General features: G+C 68.2%; 19 protein-coding genes. All 19 read left to right on the top strand.

Annotated features, from left to right (window positions below):
* Position 1: 1 nt before the first annotated feature.
* The 19 genes from argS (at position 2) to atpD (ending at position 21,678) form a co-directional block, all read left to right on the top strand.
* Positions 2–1,663, top strand: a complete 1,662-nt coding sequence (gene argS, locus NOCYR_RS05645) for an arginine--tRNA ligase (protein ID WP_048832907.1) — start codon at positions 2–4, stop codon at positions 1,661–1,663.
* 46 nt (positions 1,664–1,709) lie between these two features.
* Positions 1,710–3,125, top strand: coding sequence for a diaminopimelate decarboxylase (gene lysA, locus NOCYR_RS05650; RefSeq protein WP_014349395.1), 1,416 nt, complete (start codon positions 1,710–1,712; stop codon positions 3,123–3,125).
* A 31-nt stretch (positions 3,126–3,156) separates the two neighbouring features.
* Complete coding sequence (locus tag NOCYR_RS05655; RefSeq protein ID WP_014349396.1) at positions 3,157–4,527, top strand: homoserine dehydrogenase; 1,371 nt, start codon at positions 3,157–3,159, stop codon at positions 4,525–4,527.
* 86 nt (positions 4,528–4,613) lie between these two features.
* A complete protein-coding gene (thrC, locus tag NOCYR_RS05660; RefSeq protein ID WP_014349397.1) occupies positions 4,614–5,675 on the top strand; it encodes a threonine synthase in 1,062 nt (353 codons plus the stop codon).
* Positions 5,676–5,700: 25 nt separating this feature from the next.
* Positions 5,701–6,663, top strand: coding sequence for a homoserine kinase (thrB, locus tag NOCYR_RS05665; protein ID WP_048833936.1), 963 nt, complete (start codon positions 5,701–5,703; stop codon positions 6,661–6,663).
* Between the two features lie 314 nt (positions 6,664–6,977).
* Entirely contained in the window at positions 6,978–9,002 is a 2,025-nt protein-coding gene (gene rho / locus NOCYR_RS05670; protein WP_048832910.1) for a transcription termination factor Rho, read from the top strand.
* A gap of 759 nt (positions 9,003–9,761) precedes the next feature.
* Complete coding sequence (rpmE, locus tag NOCYR_RS05675; RefSeq protein ID WP_014349400.1) at positions 9,762–9,992, top strand: 50S ribosomal protein L31; 231 nt, start codon at positions 9,762–9,764, stop codon at positions 9,990–9,992.
* A gap of 97 nt (positions 9,993–10,089) precedes the next feature.
* Entirely contained in the window at positions 10,090–11,160 is a 1,071-nt protein-coding gene (gene prfA, locus NOCYR_RS05680) for a peptide chain release factor 1 (protein ID WP_014349401.1), read from the top strand.
* A gap of 119 nt (positions 11,161–11,279) precedes the next feature.
* Complete coding sequence (prmC, locus tag NOCYR_RS05685; RefSeq protein ID WP_014349402.1) at positions 11,280–12,152, top strand: peptide chain release factor N(5)-glutamine methyltransferase; 873 nt, start codon at positions 11,280–11,282, stop codon at positions 12,150–12,152.
* A 128-nt stretch (positions 12,153–12,280) separates the two neighbouring features.
* Positions 12,281–12,946 carry an L-threonylcarbamoyladenylate synthase gene (locus NOCYR_RS05690; protein WP_014349403.1) on the top strand — a complete coding sequence of 222 codons (666 nt, stop codon included), beginning with the start codon at positions 12,281–12,283 and terminating at the stop codon, positions 12,944–12,946.
* A gap of 54 nt (positions 12,947–13,000) precedes the next feature.
* Entirely contained in the window at positions 13,001–14,182 is a 1,182-nt protein-coding gene (locus NOCYR_RS05695; protein WP_175587128.1) for an MraY family glycosyltransferase, read from the top strand.
* 33 nt (positions 14,183–14,215) lie between these two features.
* Complete coding sequence (locus NOCYR_RS05700; RefSeq protein WP_014349405.1) at positions 14,216–14,680, top strand: hypothetical protein; 465 nt, start codon at positions 14,216–14,218, stop codon at positions 14,678–14,680.
* 238 nt (positions 14,681–14,918) lie between these two features.
* Positions 14,919–15,767, top strand: coding sequence for a F0F1 ATP synthase subunit A (gene atpB / locus NOCYR_RS05705; RefSeq protein ID WP_081505323.1), 849 nt, complete (start codon positions 14,919–14,921; stop codon positions 15,765–15,767).
* Between the two features lie 75 nt (positions 15,768–15,842).
* The gene (locus NOCYR_RS05710) at positions 15,843–16,088 is read left to right on the top strand and encodes an ATP synthase F0 subunit C (protein ID WP_011207590.1); all 246 of its coding nucleotides are present in this window, start codon (positions 15,843–15,845) and stop codon (positions 16,086–16,088) included.
* A gap of 5 nt (positions 16,089–16,093) precedes the next feature.
* A complete protein-coding gene (locus NOCYR_RS05715; protein ID WP_048832914.1) occupies positions 16,094–16,654 on the top strand; it encodes a F0F1 ATP synthase subunit B in 561 nt (186 codons plus the stop codon).
* A gap of 19 nt (positions 16,655–16,673) precedes the next feature.
* The gene (locus tag NOCYR_RS05720; RefSeq protein ID WP_014349408.1) at positions 16,674–17,483 is read left to right on the top strand and encodes a F0F1 ATP synthase subunit delta; all 810 of its coding nucleotides are present in this window, start codon (positions 16,674–16,676) and stop codon (positions 17,481–17,483) included.
* Positions 17,484–17,533: 50 nt separating this feature from the next.
* Positions 17,534–19,174: a F0F1 ATP synthase subunit alpha gene (gene atpA, locus NOCYR_RS05725; RefSeq protein WP_014349409.1), complete on the top strand. Its 1,641-nt coding sequence runs from the start codon at positions 17,534–17,536 to the stop codon at positions 19,172–19,174.
* Positions 19,175–19,232: 58 nt separating this feature from the next.
* Complete coding sequence (locus tag NOCYR_RS05730) at positions 19,233–20,204, top strand: F0F1 ATP synthase subunit gamma (protein WP_048832916.1); 972 nt, start codon at positions 19,233–19,235, stop codon at positions 20,202–20,204.
* Positions 20,205–20,229: 25 nt separating this feature from the next.
* Positions 20,230–21,678, top strand: a complete 1,449-nt coding sequence (atpD, locus tag NOCYR_RS05735) for a F0F1 ATP synthase subunit beta (RefSeq protein WP_048832918.1) — start codon at positions 20,230–20,232, stop codon at positions 21,676–21,678.
* Positions 21,679–21,681 lie beyond the last annotated feature (3 nt).

A 21,681-nucleotide genomic window follows, 5' to 3' on the forward strand; every position in this document is an offset into this window, starting at 1 on the left:
CGTGACTCCAGCTGACCTTGCAGATCTCCTTCACGCGACCGCGGCGAAGGTGCTTGTCGAACGTGGACTGGACCCGGCGGTCCTGCCCGACGAGGTCACCGTGGAGCGTCCCCGTAATCCGGAACACGGCGACTATGCCACGAATCTGGCCATGCGTGTCGCCAAGAAGGCCGGAACCAACCCGCGCGATCTGGCCACCTGGCTCGCCGAGGCGCTCGACGCCACCGACGCCGTCGCCGCGGCCGAGGTCGCCGGTCCGGGCTTCCTCAACATCCGCCTCGCCGCTTCCGCGCAGGGTGCGATCCTCGAGCAGGTGCGCAAGGCCGGTGCGGCCTACGGCACCGCCGACACCCTCGCCGGCACCAAGATCAACCTCGAGTTCGTCTCCGCCAACCCCACCGGTCCGGTGCACCTGGGTGGTACCCGGTGGGCCGCCGTCGGTGACGCGCTCGGCCGCATCCTGGCCGCGCAGGGCGCCGATGTGGTGCGCGAGTACTACTTCAACGATCACGGCGCCCAGATCGACCGGTTCGCCGAATCCCTGGTCGCGGCCGCGACCGGCGCCCCGACCCCGGAGAAGGGCTACGCCGGCGCCTACATCGGCGAGATCGCGGACAAGATCGTCGCCGACCATCCCGGCGTGCTCGATATCGAGCCCGAACTGCGGCTCGAGCGGTTCCGCGCCGAGGGTGTGGAGCTGATGTTCGCCCACATCAAGAAGACGCTGCACGATTTCGGCACCGACTTCGACGTCTACTTCAACGAGAGCTCACTGTTCGCCTCCGGCGCGGTGGACGAGGCGGTCAACACCCTCAAGAACTCCGGCGACCTGTACGAAAAGGACGGCGCCTGGTGGATCGCCAGCTCCGAGTACGGCGACGACCAGGACCGCGTCGTCATCAAGAGCGACGGCAATGCCGCCTACATCGCCGGTGACATCGCCTACTTGCAGAACAAGCGCGCCCGCGGCTTCGATCTGTGCATCTACATGCTCGGCGCCGACCACCACGGCTACATCGGCCGGTTGAAGGCCGCCGCCGCCGCGTTCGGCGACGATCCGGCCACCGTCGAGGTGCTCATCGGCCAGATGGTGAACCTGCTGCGCGACGGCGTCGCGGTGCGGATGAGCAAGCGCGCGGGCACCGTCGTCACCCTCGACGACCTGGTGGAGGCCATCGGCGTCGACGCCGCGCGCTATTCGCTGGTGCGCAGCTCGGTGAATTCGAGCCTGGACATCGACCTGGATCTGTGGACCAAGCAGGACAGCGTCAACCCGGTCTACTACGTGCAGTACGCGCACGCCCGGGCCGCCTCGATCGGCCGCAATGCCGCCGAATTCCCCGAGTACGCCACCGTCGAGCCCGACTTCTCGCTGCTCACCGCCGAGGAGGAGGGCGCGCTCATCCGCACCATCGGCGAATTCCCCCGGGTGGTGGCCAGTGCCGCGAGCCTGCGCGAACCCCATCGGATCGCCCGCTACCTGGAAGAACTGGCCGGGGCCTACCACCCGTTCCAGACCAACAAGTCCCTGCGCGTACTGCCGCTGGGCGACGAACCGGTCTCGCCGACCAACGTCGCCCGCCTCGCCTTGGTAAACGCCACCAAGCAGGTGCTGGCCAATGGCCTTGCCCTGCTCGGCGTCTCCGCACCGGAGCGCATGTGAGCACGCAGCACCAGGTATCGACCGCACCGGCCATGGAGGAAAACACGTGAGCGCCCATCCTGCCGGTCCCCGGCACGCCGAAATCCCGCACGCCCCGAATCTGCCGGAGCGCCCGACCGACCCCAAGCAGCTCATCGAGCTGCCCGCGCATGTGTGGCCGCGTAACGCCACCCGCGGTGAGGACGGCGTGGTGCGCCTGGCCGGAATCCCGGTGACCGAACTCGCGGCCGAATTCGGTACGCCGCTGTTCGTCATCGACGAGGACGATTTCCGTTCCCGCTGCCGCGACATGGTGCGCGCTTTCGGTCCGAACGCCCGCGTGCACTACGCCTCCAAAGCGTTCCTGTGTGGCGAGATCGCGCGCTGGATTCGCGACGAAGGACTGTCGCTGGACGTCTGCTCCGGCGGTGAACTCGCGGTAGCGCTCAACGGCGGCTTCCCGGCCGAGCGAATCGCCTTGCACGGCAACAACAAATCCGTTGCCGAGCTGGAGAAGGCGGTCGAGGTCGGCGTCGGCCATGTGGTGGTGGACTCGCTGATCGAGATCGAACGGCTCGAGGCCGTCGCCGGCCGGGCCGGTGTGGTGCAGGACGTGCTGGTTCGCGTCACGGTCGGCGTGGAAGCCCATACCCACGAATACATTTCGACCGCGCACGAGGACCAGAAGTTCGGCTTCTCCATCGCCGGCGGCGACGCCATGGAAGCGCTGGCACGGGTGTTCGCCGCCGACAACCTGCGCCTGGTCGGCCTGCACAGTCATATCGGTTCGCAGATCTTCGAGATCGACGGTTTCGAGATCGCCGCGCGCCGCATGCTCGGCCTGCTGCGCGATGCCGTCGACAGGTTCGGCGCCGAGCGCACCGCGCAGATCTCCATCCTGGATCTCGGTGGTGGCCTTGGCATTTCATACCTGGAGGCCGACAACCCGCCGCCGCTGGACGAGTTCGCCGCCAACCTGCGCAAGCTGGTCGCGCAGGAGGCCGAGCGGGCCGGGCTGCCCGAACCGGTCATCGCGGTGGAGCCCGGACGGGCGATCGCCGGGCCAGGCACGGTCACCCTCTACGAGGTGGGCACCGTCAAGGACGTCTCGCTCGACGGCGGCCTGCGCCGCCGCTACGTCAGCGTGGACGGCGGGATGAGCGACAACATCCGCCCCGCGCTGTATCAGGCCGACTACGACTGCCGCCTGGTCTCGCGGGCCTCCGACGCCGCGCCGGTGGTCGCTCGTGTGGTCGGAAAGCATTGCGAGAGCGGCGATATCGTCATCCGCGACACCTGGATGCAGGCCGACGCCGGTCCGGGCGATCTGGTGGCGGTGGCGGCGACCGGCGCGTACTGCTATTCGATGTCGAGCCGGTACAACATGCTGACCCGGCCCGCTGTGGTCGCCGTCCGCGATGGACAGGCCCGGCTGCTGCTGCGCCGCGAAACCGTCGCGGACCTGATCGGACTCGAGGTCTGATGTACGACGTGATGAGCGAGGTGGAACCGACATGACCGAGGCAAATGCGGCTGTGGCCGCGAAGAACGGCACCTGGGGTAACGAGCGGCCGATCGGGGTGGCGGTGCTCGGCATGGGCAATGTCGGCACCGAGGTCGTGCGAATCCTCCGGGACCACGCCGATGATCTGCGGTCGCGGGTCGGTGCTCCGGTCGTGCTGCGCGGTGTCGCCGTGCGCGACCTGGACCGCGATCGTGGCGTTCCGGCCGAACTGCTGACCACCGACGCCGAAGCGCTCGTCGCGCGCGCCGATGTCGATCTGGTCGTCGAGGTCATGGGCGGCATCGATCCCGCCCGCGGCCTGATCCTGGCCGCCTTGAACGCCGGCAAGTCGGTGATCTCGGCGAACAAGGCGCTGCTGGCCGATTACACCGGCGAACTCGCCGCCGCCGCCGAACGCAGCCGGGCCGACCTCTACTTCGAGGCCGCTGTCGCCGGCGCCATCCCGGTGGTGCGCCCGCTGATCCAGTCGCTGTCCGGCGACCGGGTGAACAAGGTGGTCGGCATCGTCAACGGCACCACCAACTTCATCCTCTCCGCGATGGACGAGACCGGCGCCGACTACCACGACACCCTCGCCGAGGCGACCCGCCTCGGTTACGCCGAGGCCGACCCCACCGCCGACGTCGAGGGCTTCGACGCCGCCGCCAAGGCCGCGATCCTGGCCTCGCTGGCCTTCCACACCCGGGTCACCGCCGCCGACGTCTACCGCGAGGGCATCTCCAAGATCACCTCCGAGGACCTGGAGACGGCCTCCGCGGTCGGCTGCACGGTGAAGCTGCTCGCCATCTGCGAGCGCGTCCCGGCCGGTCCCGGCGAACCCGGACCCGACGAGGGCGGCAAGGAGCGGGTCTCGGTGCGCGTCTACCCGGCGCTCATCCCACGCGAACACCCGCTGGCCGCGGTCAACGGCGCGTTCAACGCGGTGGTCGTCGAGGCCGAGAACGCCGGCCGGCTGATGTTCTACGGTCAGGGCGCCGGTGGCGCGCCCACCGCGTCGGCCGTGCTCGGTGATCTGGTGATGGCCGCCCGCAACAAGTTCTACGGTGGCCGCGCGCCCGGTGAATCGGTTTATGCTGAGCTGCCGATCGCGCCGATCGGCGATACTCCCACCCGTTACCACGTGAACCTCCAGGTCGCCGACCGCGCCGGCGTGCTGCAAGCGGTCGCGGGCGAGTTCGCCGACCATGGGGTGAGCATCTCGACCGTGCGCCAGGAAGGCCACGGCGAGGGCGCGCGCCTGGTCGTCGTCACCCACCATGCGACGGAGTCGGCCCTCGCGGATACTGTGTCCGCGCTGGCGGAATTGCCGTCCGTCACCTCCGTGACCAGCGTTTTGAGATTGGAAGGCACCGAAGAATGACGACAGCATCGCGAAGCGATTCGGTGAGGGGCGGTGGCCGGGCGACGGGTGGGCGTTCGACAGCCGGAGTCGCCCACCAGACCGGAGTGCACTCCCGGTGGCCGGGCCTGATCACGGCCTACCGCGATCGGCTCGCCGTCGGTGCCGACTGGGAGCCGGTCACCCTCTTCGAGGGCGGCACCCCGCTGGTGCCCGCGACGCATCTGTCCGAGCTGACCGGTTGCGAGGTCTACCTCAAGGTCGAGGGCCTGAACCCGACCGGTTCGTTCAAGGACCGCGGTATGACCATGGCCATCACCGATGCCAAGTACCGCGGCCAGAAGGCCGTGCTGTGCGCCTCCACCGGTAACACCTCGGCCTCGGCGGCGGCCTACGCCACCCGCGCCGGGATGAGCTGCGCGGTGCTGATCCCCGAGGGCAAGATCGCGATGGGCAAGCTGGCCCAGGCCGTCATGCTCGGCGCGAAGGTCATCCAGGTGCAGGGCAACTTCGACGACTGTCTGGAGCTGGCCCGCAAGGTGACCTCCGAGTTCCCGGAGATCGGGCTGGTCAACTCGGTGAACCCGGCCCGCATCGAAGGCCAGAAGACGGCCTCGTTCGAGATCTGCGATGTGCTGGGCAAGGCGCCGGATGTGCACGTGCTTCCGGTCGGTAATGCCGGCAACATCACCGCCTACTGGCGCGGTTACCGCGAATACCAGGCCGACGGCGTCACCAGCTCGCTGCCGCGCATGCTCGGCGTGCAGGCCGCCGGTGCGGCCCCGCTGGTCAACGGTGCCCCGGTGAAGGACCCGGAGACCATCGCCACCGCCATCCGGATCGGCGCCCCGGCCTCGTGGAACAGCGCGGTCGAGGCCAAGGAGCAGTCCGGTGGCGCCTTCCGCGCGGCCACCGACGAGGAGATCCTGGCGGCCTACCGGCTGGTCGCAGCGACCGAGGGCGTGTTCGTCGAACCCGCGTCGGCGGCCAGCGTCGCCGGTCTGCTCGCCGCCCGCAAGGAGGGCTGGCTCGATTCCGGGCTCACCGTGGTGTGCACCGTTACCGGCAACGGGCTCAAGGACCCCGATACCGCGCTGCTGGGAATGCCGCAGGTCCAGGCGATTCCGGTGGACCCGGTCGCGGTCGCCGCCGAACTCGAGCTGGCCTGAGTTGACCGCGCGCGAGAGCCAGGTGATGACCAGGACGCTGCCCGCCGGATTGTCGGTGACCGCGCGGGTTCCGGCGTCCAGCGCCAACCTGGGCCCCGGATTCGATTCGCTCGGTATGGCATTGGGCATCTACGACGAGATCGAGGTGCGCACCACCTCGACCGGTCTCACCATCCGGGTGGAGGGTGAGGGCGCCGACGACGTGCCTTGGGGCCCTTCGCATCTGGTGGTCCGCGCGATCGAGCGCGGCCTGGAGTCGGCCGGGGTCTGGGCCGACGGCCTCGATGTGGTGTGCCGCAACGCGATTCCGCATTCGCGTGGGCTGGGCTCGTCGGCCTCGGCGGTCGTCGGTGGACTGGCCGCCGGTAGCGGTCTCGCGGCGAAGTTCGATCCCGAGCTGCGCATCGACGACGACCGGCTGGTGCAGCTGGCCTCGGAATTCGAAGGGCACCCCGACAATGCCGCGGCCAGCGTGCTCGGCGGCATCGTGGTGTCCTGGTCGGAAACCGACCGCCCCGCCGACGCCGGCCCCGACGGTGCCCCGGTCGACCACCACAATCGCGCCTACCGCGCGGTCCGGTTGACTCCGCATCCGGCGCTGCGCCCGGTGGTGCTGATCCCGGAGGACCGCTCCTCCACCGCGCACACCCGTGGCTTGCTGCCCGAGGTGGTCCCGCACGGTGATGCGGCGTTCAATGTCAGCCGGGCGGCGCTGGCCGTGGTGGCGCTGACCGAGCGTCCGGACCTGCTCATGCCCGCCACCGCCGACCGTCTGCACCAGGCCCAGCGCGCACCCGCACTGCCGCTGACCACCGCCTGGATCGCCCGGTTGCGGGCCGCGGGCATCGCCGCGACGGTGTCCGGCGCCGGCCCGACGATTCTGGCCCTGACCACCGCGGATTTCCCGGCCGAGCTGCGCGAACAGGCCCTGGCCGATGGCCTGCGGGTGGTCGAGCCGGGACTCGCCGAGGGCGTCGGCGTGCACTGACGGCGAGTCCACCTTGCCGAGCCTCACAGTTGCCAGCTATCCTGGGCAAGTCCGTACATCGTGCGCGTCAGACGCCGGTGCTTCATCAGGGCAATCGCTCCAGCAGGCTCCAGGCTCGAGCCTCCAGGCCATGGGGGTGTTGCGGAGCTGCGCAACTGGAATGATCTCTCCCACCTTTTTCATGATCGGTGGCGAAGCCTCCGACTCCGACGGAGCAGGCGATACGGCTACACATCCGAGCCCGGCACAGCGACCGGACTGCGGAACGAACCCTCGACACAGCAGACGGCCTTCGAGGGAAGGAAAGGATCTCCGTGACAGATACGGACCTGCTCGCGACACCCGGGGTGGATTCCAACCCGCAGGCCTCGGGAGACCGCGATAGTGACTCCGGACAGATTTCGAAGATGAGCGAACACACCGACGTCGCACGATCGGGGCTGACTGGAATGTTGTTGCCGCAGTTGCGCGCACTCGCGGGGGAGCTCGGTATCCGAGGGACCTCCGGTATGCGCAAGGGCGATCTGATCGCCGCCATCAAGGAAAATCAGGCAGGCAAGGCGGCGTCCGCGGACAAGCCGGCGCGCGCTTCGGCCAAGTCCGCCACCAAGACCGAGGCGAAGAACGCCGCGACCCGCGCCGAGCAGCCGACGCTGGACGTCGCGCCCGCGCAGGAACCCGCCGCGCAGAACACCGCGCCCGCCAAGGATTCGCAGCCCGCCGCGGCCCCGCAGGCCCCGGCCGGCGACGCCGCCAAGGACGCGCGCGCCAAGTCTTCCGAGAAGAATTCCGCCGACAACGCCGACGCCGCGGCGCCCGCCGCCGAGAACTCCGACGAGTCCGGTCGTGAGCAGGGCCAGCGCGGTCGCGGCAGGCAGCGTCGTGGCCGCGACCAGGCGCGCGGCAACGACCAGGCGCGCGGCAACGCCGGTGGTACCGACACCGCCACCGAGACCCGCACCGACGAGGCCAAGCCGGAGGGCGACGGCGGCGAACGTCGTCGTGACCGTGGCCAGCAGCAGGGCCAGTCCGGTGACCGCGGCCAGAACGCCGGCGGACGCGGCGACAACCGCGGCGGCGACGACGAGGAAGGCGGGCGCGGACGGCGCGGACGCCGGTTCCGTGAGCGCCGGCGCAGCCGCGACCGCGATGGTGGCGGCGGCGAGGCGCGCGAGCTCGAGATCCGCGAGGACGACGTCCTGCAGCCGGTCGCCGGCATCCTCGACGTGCTCGACAACTACGCGTTCGTGCGCACCTCCGGCTACCTGGCCGGCCCGAACGACGTGTACGTCTCGATGAACCTGGTCCGCAAGAACGGCCTGCGCCGCGGTGACGCGATCACCGGTGCGGTGCGCGCCCCGCGTGACGGTGAGCAGTCGAATCAGCGGCAGAAGTTCGATCCGCTGGTCCGTTTGGACACCGTCAACGGCGGTGATGTCGAGGCGGCCAAGCGTCGGCCCGACTTCAACAAGCTCACCCCGCTGTACCCGAACCAGCGGCTGCGCCTGGAAACTCAGCCCAACAAGCTGACCACCCGGGTCATCGACCTGATCATGCCGATCGGTAAGGGCCAGCGCGCGCTGATCGTGTCCCCGCCCAAGGCCGGTAAGACCACGATCATGCAGGACATCGCCAACGCGATCGCGGTCAACAACCCCGAGTGCTACCTGATGGTGGTGCTGGTCGACGAGCGGCCCGAAGAGGTCACCGATATGCAGCGTTCGGTCAAGGGTGAGGTCATCGCCTCCACCTTCGACCGTCCGCCGGCCGATCACACCTCGGTCGCCGAGCTCGCCATCGAGCGGGCCAAGCGCCTGGTGGAGATGGGCAAGGATGTCGTCGTGCTGCTCGACTCGATCACCCGATTGGGCCGCGCCTACAACAACTCCTCGCCGGCTTCGGGCCGAATCCTTTCCGGTGGTGTGGATTCCACCGCGCTGTACCCGCCCAAGCGGTTCCTCGGCGCGGCCCGCAACATCGAGAACGGCGGCTCGCTGACGATCATCGCCACCGCCATGGTGGAGACCGGTTCGACCGGTGACACGGTGATCTTCGAGGAGTTCAAGGGCACCGGTAACGCCGAGCTCAAGCTGGACCGCAAGATCGCCGAGCGGCGGGTGTTCCCGGCGGTCGACGTCGCGCCGTCCGGTACCCGTAAGGACGAACTACTGCTGAGCCCAGACGAGGCCGCGGTGCTGCACAAGCTGCGTCGCGTGCTGTCCGGCCTGGACTCGCATCAGGCGATCGACCTGCTCATCGATCGTTTGAAGAAGAGCAAGAACAACCTGGAGTTCCTCATGCAGGTCTCCAAGACCGCGCCGGGTGCGCTCGACGAATGAGTCGACCGACCGCCGCGCGGCGATGAGCACGGCCTCGAGGGCTCCACTGCGGTGGGGCCCTCGAGCCGTTTGCGGGGCCGCGCGTGGGGTTCGGATCGCGGCGGGGGAGAAGAACACGAGGCCGATGGCGGCGGCACCCGCGATCAGGAAGGCGAGAATCAGCGCGGCGCCGTCGAACGAGGAGCGTCGCGCGGTTGCCGTGAGGGCGGTGTCGGATGCTGGTGCGGGCTGTCGTTGCTGGTCCACGGGGTGGACCGGGGCCTGGATCTCCGTCGTGAAACCCGATGCCGAGGGCAGGTCCGGTCCCGCCGACGACGACGGAGAGTCCATACCACCCGGCGCGGCGAACCATCCCGCCGCGACAGCCACGACCAGTGCGACCAGCACCGCGAAGGCCACACGGTTGTTCATCCGGCTGTTCAAAGGATTCTCCTTTCCATGTCTCGGCACGCCGACGTGCATCGGATTCCAACACTATGAACGGAGCTGTTCGTATTCTTGAGTAGCCGACTACCCGACTTCAGGGTTCCTCGAGTGCGGCCGGTGCGCGTCCCCCCAGTTCCTGGGGCGATAGCGAAGGGGGATTACTCGCCGGGGAACAACCGGGCTCGCGGGGGCGTTCGTACACGTGTCGGTGCATCTGGCATACTGGATCGCCGTGCGTCCGCGCTGTTCGCGGACAATCCCGCCTAGTCGGCTCCGGTTCACGTTCGACGCTGTCCGCGCGAGCGACCCGGCGCCATTTTCGAGAGGACACCCATGAAGGCAGGAATCCACCCGACCTACGTCGACACCACCGTCGTCTGCGGTTGCGGCAATACGTTCCAGACCCGGTCCACCAAGGAATCCGGGCACATCACCGTCGAGGTCTGCTCGCAGTGCCACCCGTTCTACACCGGCAAGCAGAAGATCCTGGACACCGGCGGCCGCGTGGCCCGCTTCGAGGCCCGCTACGGCAAGCGCGCCGAGAAGAAGGCCGACTCCAAGTAGCTTCCTCGCCGACGCCCGGTCCTGCCCCGCAGGCCCGGGCGTCGGTGTTTTCTCGGCCCGACCACCGATACCGAACACGCACGAGAGGAAGCCGACCGTGACCCAGCCGTCCGCGATCGACGACATCCTGGCCGAGTACGCGGGCTTGGAGACCCAGCTCGCCGATCCGGCGCTGCACAACGACGCGGGTGCGGCCCGCCGCGTCGGTAAGCGGTTCGCCGAGCTCGCGCCGGTGATGTCGACCTACCGCAAGCTCAGCGCCGCCCGCGACGATCTGGCCGCCGCCCGCGAGCTGGCCGCCGACGACGCGGCCTTCGCCGCCGAAGTGCCCGAGCTGGAGCAGCAGGTGAGCGAGCTGGAACAGGCGTTGACCGACCTGCTGGCCCCGCGCGACCCGCACGACGGCGACGACGTGGTGCTCGAGGTCAAGTCCGGTGAAGGCGGCGAGGAGTCCGCACTGTTCGCCGCGGACCTGGCGCGCATGTACGTGCGCTACGCCGAACGGCACGGCTGGAAGGTCGAGATCCTCGATGCCACCTACTCCGACCTGGGTGGATACAAGGAAGCCACGCTGTCGATCAAGAGCCGCGACGCCGCCCGCGACGGCGTCTGGTCGCGGTTCAAGTTCGAGGGCGGCGTGCACCGGGTGCAGCGGGTGCCGGTGACCGAATCGCAGGGCCGGGTGCACACCTCCGCGGCCGGCGTGCTGATCTACCCCGAGCCCGACGAGGTCGAGCAGGTGCAGATCGACGAAACCGATCTGCGCATCGACGTCTACCGCTCTTCCGGTAAGGGCGGCCAGGGCGTCAACACCACCGACTCCGCCGTTCGCATCACCCATCTGCCCTCCGGCATCGTGGTGACCTGCCAGAACGAGCGGTCCCAGTTGCAGAACAAGGCCCGCGCCATGCAGGTGCTGGCCGCACGACTGCAAGCGCTGGCCGAGGAGCAGGCCGAACAGGAGGCCGCGGCCGGCCGCGCCAGCCAGATCCGCACCGTGGACCGCTCCGAGCGCATCCGCACCTACAACTTCCCGGAGAACCGCATCGCCGACCACCGCATCGGCTTCAAGGCACACAACCTGGACGCGGTGCTCGACGGCGATATGGACGCCCTGCTCGACGCGCTCGGCAAGGCCGACCGCGAAGCCCGCATGGCCGCGGAGTGATGGGCAGGTGCTTGCCCGGCATGATCGGCGAGCGCCAGGCGGGCCACGGTGACCACGCAGGGTGATCCGGTGCGGCGAAGAGTTCCCGCCATGACCCGTCATCGGGCAGAGTCGAGGCCATGACCCGCACACCGTTGCGGCCCGTGCTCGCCGAGGCCGTCGAAACGCTGCAGGCCGCGGGCGTGCCGAGCCCGCGCGCGGACGCCGAACAGCTGGCCGCCCATGTCCTCGGCGTCCCGCGTTCCCGGCTGCTGCTCGCTCCGCTGCTCACGCCCGAACAGCTCGCCGGCCTGCACGAGCTGGTGCGGCGGCGAGCGCAGCGAATCCCGTTGCAGCACTTGATCGGCCACGCCTCGATGGGCCGGATCGACCTCGAGGTCGGCCCCGGCGTCTTCATCCCGCGCCCGGAGACCGAGCTGGTGTTCGCGTGGGCGCTGGCCCACCTCGAGGCCGTGCGTCACGATCACCCGCCCGTCGTGGTGGATCTCTGCACGGGTTCGGGCGCGCTCGCGCTCGCCATCGCGCACGCCCGCCCCGACGCAGACGTGCGCGCGGTCGAACTCGATCCGGACGCCCTGACGTGGGCCCGGCACAACGCCGACCTGCGGATCGCGGCCGGCGACACCCCGATCACCCTCTACGCCGACGACGCCACCGACCCCGCGCTGCTCACCGAGCTGAACGGCCGGGCCGACATCGTGGTGTCCAATCCGCCCTACATCCCCGTCGGCGCCGAACTCGACCCCGAGGTCGCCGACCACGATCCGCACCGGGCCCTGTTCGGCGGCGCCGACGGCCTCGACGTCATCCGCGGGCTGATACCGACCGTCGCCCGTCTGCTGCGCCCCGGCGGCGGCACCGCCATCGAACACGACGACTCCAATGGCTCTCAGCTGGCGGCTCTGCTCGCCGAAACCGGCGCGTTCACCGAGATCACCGAGCATTCCGATCTGGCGGGTAAACCACGGTTCGTGGCCGCGGTACGCACCTGACCCTGATCCGCGTCGGTGCCGGGTTTACCAGGTATCCAGGGGTCCTGGTTTGCCCGTGGCGCGTGGCGAATTCGCGTTCTACCCGGGGGCCGACGGCGCCGCGACGCCCGCGTGACAGGATGGGGCCCGTGAGTACCGTCTACGACTGCGCGGATCCCGACTCGCGCGCCGCCGGACTGTCCGCCGCGACCAGCGCCCTGAAGTCCGGGCGGCTCGTCGTCATGCCCACCGACACGCTCTACGGCATAGCCGCCGACGCGTTCGACAGTCAGGCGGTGGCCGAGCTGCTCGCCGCCAAACGACGTGGGCGCGATATGCCGGTGCCGGTGCTCGTCGGTTCCTGGCACACCATCGACGGCCTGGTGTTCTCGGTGCGTCCGCAGGCCCGCGACCTGATCCAGGCGTTCTGGCCCGGCGGGCTGAGTCTGGTTGTGCAGCAGGCGCCTTCGCTGGCCTGGGACCTCGGCGACACCAGGGGCACGGTGATGCTGCGGATGCCGCTGCATCCGGTCGCGCTGGAGTTGCTGCGCGGCGTCGGCCCGCTGGCGGTGTCGAGCGCCAACGTCTCCGGACAGCCGCCCGCCACCACCGCCGCCGAAGCGCGTGCCCAGCTGGGCGAGCACGTCGGGGTGTACCTCGACGGCGGGCCCGCCGAGCACGCGATCGCCTCGACCATCGTCGATCTGACCGCCGATCAGCCGCGCATCCTGCGCGAGGGCGCGGTCTCGATCGCCGATATCGCCGAGGTGCTCGGGATGGCGCCCGAGGCGCTGTCGGGCCCCGCTACCCGGTGACCGGATGATCGATCGGATGAGCGGGCGGTATCGCGAGTGATCGCGGTACACGCATTGGGAAGTTCCGGTGCCGTCGTCCCGCTGCGCGAGCTGCTGCTGGTGCTGCTGGTTTCCACCGTGGTGACCTTCCTGGCCACCGGCGGGATCCGGGTGCTGGCCATCGGTTTCGGCGCCGTCGCGGTCCCGCGCGAACGCGATGTGCACGTCAAGCCGATCCCGCGGATGGGCGGGGTCGGCATGTACCTGGGCGTGGTCGCCGCGGTGCTGTTCGCCCATCAGCTGCCCGCGCTGCGCCGTGGCTTCGACTACCGGCCCGATATCGCCGCGGTGCTGGTCGCGGCGACGATCATCGTCGCGGTCGGCATCGTCGACGACCGCTGGGGTCTGGACGCGCTCACCAAATTCGCGGGTCAGGTCACCGCCGCGGGCGTGATGGCGGTGATGGGGCTCAGCTGGTACGTCATCTACAACCCGTTCAACAACGAGACCGTGGTGCTGGACGGCTTGCAGAGCGCCCTGGTGACGGTCGCGGTCGCGGTGACGCTGATCAACGCGATGAACTTCGTCGACGGCCTCGACGGCCTGGCCGCGGGCCTGGGCCTGATCTCCTCGATCGCGGTCTTCGCCTTCTCGGTGGGTCTGCTCACCGAACAGGGCGGTTCGGTCGATACCTACCCGCCGGCGCTGCTGGCCGCCGCGCTGGCCGGCGCCTGCCTCGGCTTCCTGCCGCACAATTTCTCACCGGCCCGGATCTTCATGGGCGATTCCGGCTCGATGCTGATCGGGCTGGTGCTGGCCGCGGTCTCGACCAGCGCGTCCGGGCGCATCCCGCTCACCGGCTACGGTCCGCGCGACATCGTCGGCCTGCTCTCGCCGCTGCTGCTGGTCGGCGCGGTGATGTTCATCCCGGTGCTCGACCTGCTGCTGGCCATCGTGCGCCGGGTGCGCGCCGGCGTCAGCTTCTCCACCCCGGACAAAATGCACCTGCATCACCGGCTGCTCCAGATCGGTCATTCGCAGCGGCGTGTGGTCCTGCTCATCTATTTGTGGGTCGGTGTGCTGGCCTTCGGCGCGGTCGGCACCTCCCTGATGGACCGGCGCGTCGTGGTGCTGCTGATGGCGGGCGGACTGGTGTTCGCCCTGGTCGCGACGGCGGTTCCGGGGCTGCGCCGCGAACGCGCGGCCGCCGCCGAACACGCCGAGCATCCCGGCGAGCCGCCCGAGGCCGCCGGATGAGGGCATCGGCGCAGGACAACCGGCACGGGTAGAGTGCGGCTCGTGAGTTCGACACCGTACACAGACCCCGGCCCCGACGCTCCGCTACGCGCCGCGCTGCGCTACGGCCTGGTCGGGCTGGTCGTGCTGACCGTGCTCGCAGTGGCGATCGCGGGTGCGGTCTCGGGCGTCGCCGGCGTCTGGGGCGCGCTGCTGGGCGCAGCGATCGGCGGCGGGTTCATCCTGACCACCGCCGCGGTGGTGCTCTTCGGCGCGAAACTGCCCCCGACCACGGCCGGACTGGTGATGCTGGTCAGCTGGGCGGGCAAGCTGCTGGTGGCCATGGTGGTGATCGCGATCTTGAATCAATTCGATTTCTACGACCGCGTCGCGCTGTTCCTCACCGTCATCGGAGCGCTGGTCATCGTGCTCGGCGCGGAGACGTACGGCGTTCTGCGACAGAAGGTTCCGTACGTGACGGTGCCCGATCGCGACGCTGGTCCAGGTACCGATCGGTAACAAATCGCACCCAGCTACACGCTGTCGTAGATAACTTGGTAAAGTCTTGGTAAGCAAGCGACCAGCGGGGGGATCACCACGATCCCGCCAGGTGACGCTATGCTACTGCCGTGCCGGGCTCCGTTCCGGTTCTGCATGTCGACGATGTCGCCGACACACGTACAGACGCCCGAGCGGGAATGCCGCGCAGCTGCTGACGAACTTCGAGCCGACCTGAGTCGACCCACATTGATCGTCAATGTCCGATCGAACCGCGGGAACGACCGAACCCGCGGCCCGAACACGGGAGAGAACGCTGAGCGTCACCACTTTGGCCGCGGAATTTCACGCGCCATCGCTAACCGACTTTTTCCCTCCGGCGGTGCTGTTCGAGGGAACGCCGTTCGAACTCGATCGCTTGATGCTCATTCGCATCCTGATGTCGGCGGTCCTGATCGGCCTCATGGCACTGGCCTTCCGTTCGCCCCGCATCGTTCCGCGCGGCTTGCAGAATGTCGCCGAGATCGGTCTGGTCTTCGTCAAAGAGCAGATCTGCGAAGAGGTCCTCGGTAAGGAAACCGGCCGCAAGTATTTCCCGCTGATCGCGACGATCTTCTTCACGGTTCTTTTCCTGAATTTCTCCAGCATCGTCCCGTTCTTGAATATCTCCTCGAACGCGCGGATCGGTATGCCGCTGGTGCTGGCCGTCATCGCCTACATCGCGTTCAACTACGTCGGCATCAAGAAGTACGGCTTCTTCAAGTACATGCGCAGCAGCATCGTGGTGCCGAACGTGCCGCCCGCGCTGCATGTGCTGCTGATTCCGATCGAATTCGTCTCGACCTTCATCCTGCGTCCGTTCACGCTGACCGTCCGACTCATGGCCAACATGCTGGCCGGTCACATCATGCTGGTGCTGTTCTTCAGCTCCACCTGGTTCTTCCTGTTCGACGCCGCGAACTGGATGAAGGTGTTCTCGCCGTTCTCGCTGCTGGCGGGAATCGGGTTCACGATGTTCGAGATGTTGGTCATCTTCCTGCAGGCCTATGTGTTTGCACTGCTGACCGCCGTGTACATCGGCCTGGCCGAGCACGCAGATTCCCACTGACCGCACTACAAATCACTGGAGACCTGCTACACCACGCCGACCGGCGGGTGAGCAACAGAAAGGGAAAGAAGACTCATGAGCCTCTCGTACCTGGCCCAGGAAGCTGCCAACGAGTCGACGCTGAAGGGCCTCGGCGCCGTCGGCTACGGCCTGGCCGCCATCGGCCCGGGCATCGGCGTCGGCATCGTCGTCGGTAAGGCGATCGAGGGTATCGCCCGCCAGCCCGAGCTGCAGGGCACCATCCGTACCAACATGTTCCTCGGTATCGCGTTCACCGAGGCGCTGGCCCTGATCGGCCTCGTCGCCGGCTTCATCTTCTGATTCCGATGAACGCGATTTCTTTGCTCGCAGAGGAGAGTTCGGAGGACATCAATCCTCTGATCCCCGAAACGTACGACATCGTCTGGTCGATCGTCTGTGTCGCGGTTATCGCGGTGCTGTTCTACAAGTTCGTCGTCCCGCGCCTGACCAAGGTGCTCGACGAGCGCAGCGAGAAGATCGAAGGCGGTATCGCCAAGGCCGAGGCCGCGCAGGAAGAGGCACAGCAGACGCTGGCGCAGTACCAGCAGCAGCTGGCCGACGCCCGCCTCGAGGCCGCGCGCATCCGTGAGGACGCGCGCACCCAGGGCCAGCAGATCCTGGCGCAGATGCGCACGGAGGCCCAGGCCGAAAGCGACCGGATCGTGGCCGCGGGCCACGCCCAGCTGGAAGCCCAGCGCCAGCAGATCCTCACCGAACTGCGCTCCGAGGTCGGCCGCACCGCGGTGGACTTGGCCGAGAAGGTCATCGGACAGTCGGTTTCGGACGAGGCCAAGCAGGCGGCGTCGATCGAGAAGTTCCTCAGCGAACTCGACGACACCGACGCCGGCATCGGGGTCGGAAGGTAACGACGCGAAAGTGAGAAGCATGTACGCAGCGAGCCGCGAGGCCAGCTCCCGTTCGCGGGAGGCGCTTCGGGCCGCTCTGACCGGAAGCGACAGTGTTGCCGCGACGACGGGCTCGGAACTGTTCGCCGTTGTCGCCGTGCTGGACAGCCAGCGTTCGCTGCGTGTTGCGCTCGCGGACGTGTCGGTGCCCGGTTCGGCGCGTGCCGAACTGAGCGAGCGGGTCTTCGGCGGCAAGGTCAGCCCCGCCACCTTGGCGGTGCTGACCACCGCGGTGGCCCAGGACTGGTCCCGCACCGCCGACCTGGTCGACACCCTCGAGTTGCTCGGCCAGGAGGCACTGCTGGAGTCGGCCGCCGACAGCGGCCGGCTCGACGCGGTCGAGGACGAGCTGTTCCGGCTCGGCCGGATCATCGCCGACAACCCCGACCTGGAGCAGGCTCTGTCGGATCGCGCGAAGCCGGCCTCGGCGCGGCGTGACCTGATCACCCGCCTGCTGACCGGCAAGGCCGAGCCCATCACCGTCACGCTCGCCGAGCAGACGGTGATCCGGCAGCAGACCGGCCTCGGCGCGGCCTTCGACGAGTTGTCCGACCTGGCAGCGTCGCGACGCGACCAGATCGTCGCGCACGTGCGGGCCGCGATCGCCCTGACGCCGCAGCAGAAGGAGCGGCTGGCCGCTTCGTTGCAGCGCATCTACGGCAAGCCGGTCACGGTGCACGTGCAGGTCGACGCGAGTCTGCTGAGCGGGCTCGTCGTGCGCGTCGGTGACGACGTGATCGACGGCAGCGCCGTGGGCCGACTGGAGCGGCTGCGCCGCGAACTGGCGTAACCCGCCACACCCCCCGACATTCGAGACCAGACAGCGAGAGCAGGAAGAACATGGCGGAGCTGACGATCTCCTCCGACGAGATCCGTAGCGCGATCGAGAGCTACACCCAGAGCTACACCCCCGAGACCTCCATCGAAGAAGTCGGTGTGGTCACCGATACCAGTGACGGCATCGCGCACGTCTCCGGCCTGCCCTCGGCAATGGCCAACGAGCTGCTCGAGTTCCCGGGCGGCGTGCTCGGTGTGGCGCTGAACCTCGAGGACCGCGAGATCGGTGCGGTCATCCTCGGCGAGTTCGCCGATATCGAAGAGGGCCAGCAGGTCCGCCGCACCGGCGACGTGCTCTCGGTCCCGGTCGGCGACAAGTTCCTCGGCCGCGTGGTCAACCCGCTCGGTCAGCCGATCGACGGCCTCGGTGAGATCGAGGCCGACGAGCGCCGTGTGCTCGAGCTGCAGGCCGCGACCGTGCTGGAGCGCCAGCCGGTCGAGGAGCCGATGGCCACCGGCATCACCGCCATCGACGCCCTGACCGCGATCGGCCGTGGCCAGCGTCAGCTGGTCATCGGTGACCGCAAGACCGGCAAGACCGCGGTCTGCATCGACGCGATCCTGAACCAGAAGGCGAACTGGGAGTCCGGCGACCCCAAGAAGCAGATGCGCTGCATCTACGTCGCCATCGGCCAGAAGGGTTCCACCATCGCGGGCGTGAAGGCCGCGCTGGAGGAGCACGGCGCGATGGAGTACACCACCATCGTCGCGGCCCCGGCCTCCGACTCCGCCGGCTTCAAGTGGCTGGCCCCCTACACCGGCTCGGCCATCGGCCAGCACTGGATGTACCAGGGCAAGCACGTGCTGATCGTGTTCGACGACCTGACCAAGCAGGCCGAGGCCTACCGCGCCATCTCGCTGCTGCTGCGTCGCCCGCCGGGCCGCGAGGCCTACCCCGGTGACGTCTTCTACCTGCACTCGCGTCTGCTGGAGCGTTGCGCGAAGCTGTCCGACGAGATGGGTGCGGGTTCGATGACCGGTCTGCCGATCATCGAGACCAAGGCCAACGACGTCTCGGCGTTCATCCCGACCAACGTCATCTCCATCACCGACGGCCAGGTCTTCCTCGAGTCCGACCTGTTCAACAAGGGTGTCCGCCCGGCGATCAACGTCGGTACCTCGGTCTCCCGTGTCGGTGGCGCCGCCCAGACCAAGGCCATGAAGAAGGTCGCCGGTTCGCTGCGTCTGGAAATGGCGCAGTACCGCGAGCTGGAGGCGTTCTCCGCCTTCGCCTCCGACCTGGACGCGGCCTCGCTGGCTCAGCTCGAGCGCGGTGCCCGCTGGGTCGAGCTGCTCAAGCAGGACCAGTACTCCCCGGTCGCGGTCGAGGATCAGATCGTCTCGATCTACCTGGTCGACGCCGGCTACTACGACTCGGTTCCGGTCGCCGACATCCGCCGCTTCAACAGCGAGCTGCTCGAGGACCTGCACCGCAGCGTCCCCGAGGCCTTCGACGCGCTGCAGGGTGGCGCCAAGCCGCTCGACGGCGACGCGGCCGAGCAGATCAAGGCGGCCACCGACAAGTTCAAGCAGGGCTTCCTCGCTTCCGACGGCAGCCGTGTGGTGAACGAGGCCGCCGCCGGCGAGCTGGACCACGAAGAGGTCGAGTCGCTGTCGGTCACCCGCAAGCACGTCGAGAAGTAAGTCGGGCGACGACCAATGCGTTATTCGATTCTTCTGGCGAATGAAGGGAGTGTGACCGATGGCAAGTTTGCGTGAATTGCGCTCCCGCATTCGTGGTGTGAATTCGATCAAGAAGATCACCAAGGCCCAGGAGCTGATCGCGACCTCGCGCATCTCCAAGGCCCAGGCCAGGGTCGCGGCCGCCAAGCCATACGCGGAGGAGATCACCAAGGTCCTCGGCGAGCTGGCGAGCGCGTCGAAGAACCTGTCGCATCCGTTGCTGACCGAGCGTGCCAACGCACGCCGGGCCGCGGTGCTGGTGATCACCAGTGACAGCGGCATGTGTGGTGGCTACAACTCGAACGTGCTCAAGCGCGCCGAGGAACTGATGACCACCCTGCGCGGCGAGGGCAAGGAGCCGGTGCTGTACGTGATGGGCAACAAGGGCCTCACGTACTACACCTTCCGCAACCGCCCGTTCGTGTCGGCCTGGACCGGCTTCTCGCAGCAGCCGAAGTACACCGATGCTTCGGCGGCCTGCCGCCACCTGGTCGACGCCTTCATGGCGGGCGCCGACGGTACCGTGCCGCATCCCAACGGGACCGGCGATATCTCGGGTGTCGACGAACTGCACATCGTGTACACGCGTTTCGTGTCGATGTTGACCCAGACCCCTGAGGTGCGCCGGCTGGCGCCGATCCAGGTGAGCTTCGTCGACGAGAACTTCGACATGGGCGAGGACTCGTTCAGCGATTCGGCCACCGCCGAACCGCAGGCGCAGTACGAATTCGAGCCCGACGCCGATGTGCTGCTGGCGGCCCTGCTGCCGAAGTACGTCAATACGCGTATCTACGCGTCGTTGCTCGAGGCAGCGGCATCCGAGTCCGCGGCTCGGCGCACCGCAATGAAGGCGGCCACCGATAACGCCAACGAATTGGCCAGCGTGCTGCAGCGCGAAGCCAACTCGGTGCGTCAGGCCCAGATCACGCAGGAAATCAGCGAAATCGTCGGCGGCGTGAACGCGCTGGCGTCGAGCTCGGACCGCGACTAAAAGCGCAGGAAGAGAACCAATCCAAATGACCGCAGCTGTCACACAAGACAACTCGAGCCGGACCGGCGCTGCTGTAGGCCGCGTCATCCGGGTCATCGGCCCCGTCGTGGACGTCGAGTTCCCGCGTGGTGCCATCCCCGAGCTGTTCAACGCTCTGCACGCCGAGATCACCCTGTCCTCGGTGGCCAAGACCCTGACCCTCGAGGTCGCCCAGCACCTCGGTGACAACATCGTGCGCACCATCTCGATGCAGCCCACCGACGGCCTGGTCCGTGGCGCCGACGTCACCGACACCGGCAAGCCGATCTCGGTGCCGGTCGGCGACGTCGTCAAGGGGCACGTGTTCAACGCCCTCGGTGACTGCCTCGACAGCCCGGGCCTGGGCCGCGACGGCGAGAACTGGGGCATCCACCGCAAGCCGCCGAGCTTCGACCAGCTCGAGGGTAAGACCGAGATCCTGGAGACCGGTGTCAAGGTCCTCGACCTGCTGACCCCGTACGTCAAGGGCGGCAAGATCGGTCTGTTCGGTGGTGCCGGTGTCGGTAAGACCGTTCTGATCCAGGAGATGATCACCCGTATCGCGCGTGAGTTCTCCGGTACGTCGGTGTTCGCCGGCGTCGGTGAGCGCACCCGTGAGGGCACCGACCTGCGCCTGGAAATGGAAGAGATGGGCGTCCTCCAGGACACCGCCCTGGTCTTCGGCCAGATGGACGAGCCGCCGGGCACCCGTATGCGCGTCGCCCTCTCGGCCCTGACCATGGCCGAGTACTTCCGCGACGTGCAGCACCAGGACGTGCTGCTGTTCATCGACAACATCTTCCGGTTCACCCAGGCCGGTTCCGAGGTCTCGACCCTGCTGGGTCGTATGCCTTCCGCCGTGGGTTACCAGCCGACGCTGGCCGACGAGATGGGTGAGCTCCAGGAGCGCATCACCTCGACCCGTGGTCGTTCGATCACCTCGCTGCAGGCGATCTACGTTCCCGCCGACGACTACACCGACCCGGCGCCGGCGACCACCTTCGCCCACCTGGACGCGACGACCGAGCTTTCCCGCCCGATCTCGCAGAAGGGCATCTACCCGGCCGTCGACCCGCTGACCTCGACCTCTCGTATTCTCGAGGCCTCGATCGTCGGTGAGCGGCACTTCGCGGTGGCCAACGAGGTCAAGCGCATCCTGCAGAAGTACAAGGAACTGCAGGACATCATCGCCATCCTCGGTATGGACGAGCTCTCCGAAGAGGACAAGGTCCTCGTCGGCCGCGCCCGTCGCCTGGAGAAGTTCCTGGGTCAGAACTTCATCGTCGCCGAGAAGTTCACCGGTCAGCCCGGTTCGGTGGTTCCGCTGGAGCAGACCATCGACGACTTCGACCGCGTGTGCAAGGGCGAGTTCGACCACTACCCGGAGCAGGCGTTCAACTCCTGCGGTGGTCTCGACGACGTCGAGGCGGCCGCCAAGAAGATCGCCGGAAAGTAGTCA

Origin of the sequence: Nocardia cyriacigeorgica GUH-2 (assembly GCF_000284035.1) — a bacterium.
In the GTDB taxonomy this organism is placed as follows: domain Bacteria; phylum Actinomycetota; class Actinomycetes; order Mycobacteriales; family Mycobacteriaceae; genus Nocardia; species Nocardia cyriacigeorgica_B.

Bases quoted from the DNA above. Each gene is read 5' to 3' on its own strand.
- NOCYR_RS05655 (WP_014349396.1), top strand. From the start codon at position 3,157: ATGACCGAGGCAAATGCGGCTGTGGCCGCGAAGAACGGCACCTGGGGT.
- thrB (WP_048833936.1), top strand. From the start codon at position 5,701: ATGACCAGGACGCTGCCCGCCGGATTGTCGGTGACCGCGCGGGTTCCG.
- rpmE (WP_014349400.1), top strand. From the start codon at position 9,762: ATGAAGGCAGGAATCCACCCGACCTACGTCGACACCACCGTCGTCTGC.
- prmC (WP_014349402.1), top strand. From the start codon at position 11,280: ATGACCCGCACACCGTTGCGGCCCGTGCTCGCCGAGGCCGTCGAAACG.
- atpB (WP_081505323.1), top strand. From the start codon at position 14,919: ATGTCCGATCGAACCGCGGGAACGACCGAACCCGCGGCCCGAACACGG.
- NOCYR_RS05710 (WP_011207590.1), top strand. From the start codon at position 15,843: ATGAGCCTCTCGTACCTGGCCCAGGAAGCTGCCAACGAGTCGACGCTG.
- NOCYR_RS05715 (WP_048832914.1), top strand. From the start codon at position 16,094: ATGAACGCGATTTCTTTGCTCGCAGAGGAGAGTTCGGAGGACATCAAT.
- NOCYR_RS05720 (WP_014349408.1), top strand. From the start codon at position 16,674: ATGTACGCAGCGAGCCGCGAGGCCAGCTCCCGTTCGCGGGAGGCGCTT.
- atpA (WP_014349409.1), top strand. From the start codon at position 17,534: ATGGCGGAGCTGACGATCTCCTCCGACGAGATCCGTAGCGCGATCGAG.
- NOCYR_RS05730 (WP_048832916.1), top strand. From the start codon at position 19,233: ATGGCAAGTTTGCGTGAATTGCGCTCCCGCATTCGTGGTGTGAATTCG.
- atpD (WP_048832918.1), top strand. From the start codon at position 20,230: ATGACCGCAGCTGTCACACAAGACAACTCGAGCCGGACCGGCGCTGCT.